The sequence below is a fragment of the Protofrankia sp. Cr1 genome, assembly GCF_963555865.1.
Lineage (GTDB): Bacteria > Actinomycetota > Actinomycetes > Frankiales > Frankiaceae > Protofrankia.
Genome location: NZ_CAUVXO010000305.1, coordinates 1 through 6022, shown reverse-complemented (window position 1 = coordinate 6022; position 6022 = coordinate 1). Strand labels below are relative to the sequence as shown.

8 protein-coding genes are annotated in these 6022 nt (G+C 68.6%); 4 read left to right on the top strand and 4 right to left on the bottom strand.

The annotated features are described in order from the left end of the window. The first annotated feature begins 76 nt into the window (after positions 1 to 76). The 4 genes from U9980_RS19785 to U9980_RS19770 are packed head-to-tail and all read left to right on the top strand — an operon-like array spanning position 77 to position 3106. On the top strand, positions 77 to 1480 hold the full coding sequence (locus tag U9980_RS19785) for an aromatic ring-hydroxylating dioxygenase subunit alpha (protein ID WP_322769281.1): 1404 nt from the start codon (positions 77 to 79) through the stop codon (positions 1478 to 1480). Further along, positions 1465 to 1800 (top strand): 2Fe-2S iron-sulfur cluster-binding protein, encoded by a 336-nt coding sequence (locus U9980_RS19780; protein WP_322747057.1) that lies wholly within the window; start codon positions 1465 to 1467, stop codon positions 1798 to 1800. The genes U9980_RS19785 and U9980_RS19780 overlap by 16 nt, the downstream gene beginning before the upstream one ends. 35 nt (positions 1801 to 1835) lie before the next feature. Next, positions 1836 to 2057 (top strand): hypothetical protein, encoded by a 222-nt coding sequence (locus tag U9980_RS19775; protein ID WP_322769280.1) that lies wholly within the window; start codon positions 1836 to 1838, stop codon positions 2055 to 2057. Next, a complete protein-coding gene (locus U9980_RS19770; RefSeq protein WP_322769279.1) occupies positions 2054 to 3106 on the top strand; it encodes an NADP-dependent oxidoreductase in 1053 nt (350 codons plus the stop codon). The genes U9980_RS19775 and U9980_RS19770 overlap by 4 nt, the downstream gene beginning before the upstream one ends. 50 nt (positions 3107 to 3156) lie before the next feature. Here the strand turns inward: U9980_RS19770 and U9980_RS19765 are convergent, their stop codons facing one another. From U9980_RS19765 to U9980_RS19750, 4 genes are all read right to left on the bottom strand, one after another. Beyond that, positions 3157 to 3930: a ThuA domain-containing protein gene (locus U9980_RS19765; RefSeq protein WP_322769278.1), complete on the bottom strand. Its 774-nt coding sequence runs from the start codon at positions 3928 to 3930 to the stop codon at positions 3157 to 3159. A gap of 18 nt (positions 3931 to 3948) precedes the next feature. After that, entirely contained in the window at positions 3949 to 4710 is a 762-nt protein-coding gene (locus tag U9980_RS19760; RefSeq protein WP_322769277.1) for an SDR family NAD(P)-dependent oxidoreductase, read from the bottom strand. A 35-nt stretch (positions 4711 to 4745) separates the two neighbouring features. Beyond that, entirely contained in the window at positions 4746 to 5570 is an 825-nt protein-coding gene (locus U9980_RS19755) for an SDR family NAD(P)-dependent oxidoreductase (RefSeq protein WP_322769276.1), read from the bottom strand. 55 nt (positions 5571 to 5625) lie between these two features. Beyond that, the coding region (locus U9980_RS19750) for a hypothetical protein (protein ID WP_322769275.1) at positions 5626 to 6022 on the bottom strand (397 nt) is incomplete at its 5' end.

Sequence of the window (6022 nt, the reverse complement as noted above, 5' to 3'; positions counted from 1 at the left end):
GCGGACACCGCGACTTCACCCGTCACACTTGACGGCCGGTTACTATAGCCAGACACCAGAAACTTCGGGAGGCGCCATGGTCACGCAGGAGCCCGACACCCGTGCCCGTTGCCCCGGTCCCTCCGCGCAGGACTACCTCGCCGCGGACACCCGGCCCGTACCCGACGTCCTGCGGGTGAATGTCAACGAGTACCTCGGCAACGACGACATCGACGTCGAGCGCTACATCTCACCCGCCTGGCACCGCATGGAGGTCGAGAAGCTCTGGCGGCGGGTCTGGCAGTTCGCCTGCCGCGAGGAGAACATCCCCGAGGTCGGCGATCACGAGATCTACGAGATAGCCGACGACTCGCTGCTGATCGTGCGGACCACCCCGACCGAGATCCGGGCCTTCGTGAACGCCTGCCTGCACCGCGGGCGCAAGCTGCGCACCGCAGGCGGGCACGTGCCGGAGTTCCGCTGCCCGTTCCACGGCTTCACCTGGAACATCAACGGCACTCTCAAGAGCATCCCGTGCGCCTGGGACTTCCCCCATGTCGACCCGGCGACGTTCAACCTTCCCGAGGCGAAGGTCGCCACCTGGGGTGGCTTCGTCTTCATCAACATGGATCCCGACTGCGAGCCGTTCGAGACCTTCGCCGGCGACCTGCCGGACCACTTCACCCGCTGGCCGCTTGACGACCGGTACACCTCATTGCACATCGCGAAGATCCTGCCCTGCAACTGGAAGATCGGGCAGGAGGCCTTCATGGAGGCCTTCCATGTGATCAGCACCCATCCGCAGCTGTTGGCCTGGATGGGCGATGCCAACTCGCAGTATGACGTCGTCGCCGGCGCCAACTGGGACCGCACGGTTACGCCGCAGGGCGTACCCAGCCCGCATCTGGCAGGCGGCGTCACCGAGGAGGAGGTCCTGGAGAGCTTCTACTTCTCGCGCGGTTTCTACGCCTCGACCCAGGGGCGGGACCTCGCGCTTTCCGGCGACAAGCTACCGGAGATCCCAGCGGGCAGCACGGCCCGAGCGGTACTCGCCGATCAGATGCGCAACCAACTGAGCGCACTGTCCGGCGAGAGCTACGCGGAAATCACCGACAGCGAACTGTTGGACGCGATCAACTACATTCTCTTTCCGAACTTCCACCCCTGGGCCGGGAAGAAGTCGAACATCATCTACCGGTTCCGGCCCTACGGTAACGACCCCGATCGCTGCATCTCCGAAATCTTCTTCCTGTCCGGATGGCCCAAGGGCACCCCGCGCCCGGCCCCGGCGAAGATCCGATGGGTAGCGGAGGGGGTGGACATGGCCGACGTTTCCGAGCTCGGCCTGCTGGGCCCGGTCTTCGACCAGGACATCGCCAACCTGCCGTTCGTGCAGCAGGGCCTGAAGACGACCCGCAAGCCCGGCATCACCCTCGCGACCTACCAGGAAAGCCGCATCCGGCATTTCCACTATCTGCTCGACACGTGGATGTCGCGCTGAGCGCACAGGTGACGGTCACGCCGTCGGGCATCGTGCTGGCGGTGGCCGAGGCCGAGACCGTCTTCGCCGCCGCTCGCCGGTGCGGCTACTGGTGGCCGACCGTCTGCGATGGCGTCGGTACCTGCCGCACCTGTGTCCTGCAGGTCAGCGCGGGCGCGGAGAACTGCGGTCCGATCGACGACCTTGAGGATGAGGGACTGAGAGCGATCGGTCCGGGAACGAACGGGCGCATCCGGCTGGCCTGTCAGCTGCGCGTGACCGGCCCGGTCGTGGTCGTCAAACGTGGTGTGCGCCGCGCGGAGGAGCTGCGCGGACTGTAGGGCCTCCGTGTCACTGAAGGAGCCGTGAGCGTGTAGTGAGCACAAAACCCTTGAGCGTGACTCATCCGATCAGCAAGCAGGTGTACACGCTGACGGACAGCGGCCTGGTCGAGGTCTACGACCCGACGACCGGCCAGCGCGGCCTGTTCGACTCCGACGGCCGCTGGCAGTCGGGCGAAATCCGCCATGCCGACCTGCAGGTCGCCGGGTGGGTCGGCCGCCGGGCCCGGCTCTCAGACCGGAACACCCCGGCATGAGCGCGGCCGGCCGCCGCACCCGGGTGGTGACACTGGCCCGCCGTCCCGGTCCCGGCGGGCCGACCCCGGACGACTTCGCACTCTGCGAACGGCCCGTGCCCGCGCTGGGCGCGGGCCAGTTGCTCGTGCGCAACGCCTTCATGAGCGTCGACCCGTCGATGCGGGGTCGCCTCGGGGAGACCGAGAAGCACTACACGACCAACTTCGCCGTCGGCGAGCCGTTGGACGGGTCCGCTGTCGGACGGGTCCTGGAAAGCCGCGCTCCGGGTATCGAGGAAGGTGCGTGGGTACGCCACCGACTGGGCTGGCGCGACGTCGCGGTGCTCGACGCGACCCCGGGTGACCCGGCCGCGTTCGCCGTCGTCGACGCCGACCGCGCCGCGCCCTCGACCTGGCTCGGCGTGCTCGGCCAGACCGGCTTCACCGCCTATACCGGACTACTGCGCGCGGGTGAGCTGGCCAAGGGGGACACCGTTTTCGTCTCCGCGGCCGGCGGTGCGGTCGGCAGCGCCGTCGGTCAGATCGCCCGGTTGCTCGGTGCCGCCCGGGTTATCGGTAGCGCGGGCGGTGCGGCCAAGTGCGGGCTGCTCACCACGGAACTCGGGTTCGACGCGGCCGTCGACTACCGCGCCGAACCGGTCGCGACAGGGCTGCGCCACGCCGCGCCGGACGGCATCGACCTGTACTTCGACAACGTCGGCGGCGACCACCTGGTCGCCGCGCTCGACGCACTGCGGGTCGGCGGTCGGGTGGCCCTGTGCGGCATGATCTCCCAGTTCACCTCGCAGACTCCCCGGCCGAGCATCGACCATCTCATCCAGGCCGTGCTGCGGCGAGTGACCCTGCGAGGGTTCATCGTCCGCGACCACGAGGATCTGCGGGCGGAATTCACCGAACGGGTCTCGGGCTGGCTGCGAACCGGTGACCTGGTATCGCGCCAGACGGTCGTGGACGGCCTGGACAACGCGGTCACCGCATTCCTCGGGATGCTGCGGGGTGACAACGTCGGCAAGATGCTCGTCCGCCTCGACCCCGACGTCCACGCCTGATCTGAGCTACCGGCGCCCACGCCTGATCTGGACGCTGAGATACCAGGAGGCTACCTGGCGCCGTAGATCGCTCTGGACAGGCAGCGGTCGAGGACCGTGGCGAACTCCGGGGCGGTCCAGCTCCCCCGGTCGGTCCGGCCGAGGTCGTCGACGCCGAGGTCCTGGACGTCGAATCGGCCGCGGCAGTGCCCCAGGGTGAAATAGCAGACTTCGCCGTCGCCGTGGCGGCGCAGGTAGAGCACCGGCTGGACGTCGTCCGCGGAATCGGCGACATGCCCTTCGGTGAAGCCCCGGCACGGCCCGCGGTACCGGGTGTGCAGCAGCACGTCGAGCGGGGGATGCAGCTCACTGACGTACAGTTCGTCACTGACCTCGAAGGGGTCGATCCCCACCACGAGCGGATGATCCGCCTGGGTGATCTCGACCTGGTAGGGCGCGATCGGCGGGTGGCCGAGGAACTGGCTGCCCAGCACCGTGGCCACCTCCCCGAGCACCCGCGGCGTGGTGAACAGGCGCGGCGTACCCGGCGCGGGCGCATCGATCGCCGAGTTGGTTCCGTGTAACGCCAACCACCGCCCACCACGCGCGACGAAGTCCACCAGAGCCTGCTGCTGCTCAGCGTTGGGACGCCGCTCACAGGTGTAGGTGACAAGCACGTCAGCCGACCCGATCGCATCGGTGCAGGCGTAGTCCTCGAAGACCCGGGTGCGTACCCGCTCGTGTCGCCCGAGGCGTTCAAGAAGCTGCAGCCGCGCGAAATCGAAATCGTGCCAACGCCCGCCGCATACGAGCACGGCGTCAATCCGGCCGGCTGGTCCCGCCATGGGTCGCAACCGCCGGTTCTAGAACTGCACGCGGGTGACGAGCCCGCCGTCCACCACGAGGTTGACGCCGTTGCAGAATCCGGCCCGGGGGCTCGCCAGAAAGGCGACGGCGGCCGCGACATCCTCGGGCTGGCCGTACCGGCCGACCGCTATCTTGGCCAGAACCTCCGCGTAGACCTCCGGCCGGTGCTCGCGGACCTTCTCCCAGTCCCCGCCGGGGAACTCGATCGGCCCGGGGGAAACCGTGTTGACCCGGATCCCCTGCGGCGCGAGGGTCCGCGCGAGCGCCGCGGAATGGTGCAGCACAGCTGCTTTGATGGCCGAATAGGCGTTGGGGGAGGCCGGCCGTACCGTGTCGAACGCGTTCGTCGTGCCGATCGCGATGATCGACCCACCGCCGTCGGCGAGGTGCGGCACGGCCGTCTCGGCCAACCGGACGAACGGCAGCAGGTCCCCGTCCAGGCTGCGTTGCCACTGACCGGCGTCCTTGGCCGGGCCGGCGGACACATTGGACACGACGATGTCCAGCCCGCCCAGTTCCGCCGCAGCGCGGTCGACAAAGGCTGTGAGCGCGTCGACGTCGCTGACGTCAAAGGGCTCGGCGAACACCGTGACGCCGTTGCCGCGCAACTCGGCCGCAGCCTTCTCCAGACCCTCGGCACCGCGTGCGCACAGGGCGAGCGAGCAGCCCTCCTGTGCCAGCGTCGCCGCGATCGCGCGGCCGAGACCTCGGCTGGCCCCTGTCACCAGTGCCCGCCGTCCCGTCAGTCCAAGATCCACGACCTGTCACCTTTCGTCAGCTGTCAGTACGGCTGTCAGTACGGCGCGATGCCGCCGCTGACGGTGATGCACTCGTTGTGCAGGTACGGCACCTCGTCGCTGAGGATCCACGCCGCGGTTGCCGCGATCTCCTCGGGCGTTGCGTACCGGCCGAGCGGTACCGCAGCCTCCATGCCGCTGCGGGCCGTCGCCCCATCGGCACCAACCAGCGCCCCGAGCCCAGCACCGAGCGCATCCATCATGCGGGATTCGACGACACCCGGGGCGAGGGTGTTGACACGGATGCCAGCTCCGGCGACCTCAACAGCCAGGCAACGCGCGATGCCCTGGACGGCGTGTTTGGAGGCGTTGTAGACCGATGTCCCGGCGCTACCCATCAATGCCGCGATGGATGCGGTGAACAGAATCGAACCGCCGTCGCCCTGGGCCGACAGTTGCCGCACCGCGGCCTGCGCCGACAGGAACACGCCGAGCACGTTGACGCCGAAGACCCGGTGGTAGTCCGCCGGGTCGAAGTCCGCCACCGTCCGCACCGCGCATTCCACGCCCGCGTTGGCATGGTAGAGGTCCAGCTTTCCGAAAGCCTGGACAGCCGCGTCGACGCTGGCCTGCGCGCCGAGCGGCGTGGTGATGTCGACGCCGACACCCACGGCGGCACCACCGATGAGTTCCGCGACGGTCTTGGCAGCGTCCGCGTCGAGGTCGGCGACCACGACCAGCGCTCCCTCCGCCGCGAGCCGCCGGCTGACCGCCGACCCGATCACACCGGCGCCGCCCGTGACGACCACCGACTTACCGCGCAGTCCTGCAAGCATTGCGTATCCCGATCCCTCCTCGGGGCGGAGATGGCCGTCCGCCATCCCCGCTCCGAGACTGCGCTACCTGACCGACCGTGCCTGTGTCCGAGCGCTGCGGCTACTGTGCCTGCCAGAGCTTCTTGAAGGCGTCCTGGTAGCCGGGGAAACCGATGTAGTACCCGGTGGAGTCGAGAGAGACCGAGGAGATGTTGTCCTTGGTGATGAGCTGGGTCGGCAGCAGGACCTTGTCCGCCGCGGCCAGATCGTCGCCGTTGAAGTGTCGGGCCATCATGTCCGCGAGGCGCCAGCCGAGGATCGGCGCGGAGAAGCCGGTCCACACGCTTTCGGTGCCGTCCTTGAGCGCCGCCAGGTTGGCCGGACTGGGCGTCTCACCACCGACGTTGACCTTGCCGTTCAGGCCAGCGCCCTTGAGCGCCGCGTCCACGCCCAGGGTCAGGTCACCGAAGGAGAAGATAGCCCAGTTGATCTTTGGGTCCTGCTGGATGGTGCTGACC

What these genes read in the sequence shown, in the direction of transcription:
- U9980_RS19785 (WP_322769281.1), top strand. Translation starts at nt 77, where the DNA reads ATGGTCACGCAGGAGCCCGACACCCGTGCCCGTTGCCCCGGTCCCTCC.
- U9980_RS19770 (WP_322769279.1), top strand. Translation starts at nt 2,054, where the DNA reads ATGAGCGCGGCCGGCCGCCGCACCCGGGTGGTGACACTGGCCCGCCGT.
- U9980_RS19765 (WP_322769278.1), bottom strand. Translation starts at nt 3,930, where the DNA reads ATGGCGGGACCAGCCGGCCGGATTGACGCCGTGCTCGTATGCGGCGGG.
- U9980_RS19755 (WP_322769276.1), bottom strand. Translation starts at nt 5,570, where the DNA reads ATGGCGGACGGCCATCTCCGCCCCGAGGAGGGATCGGGATACGCAATG.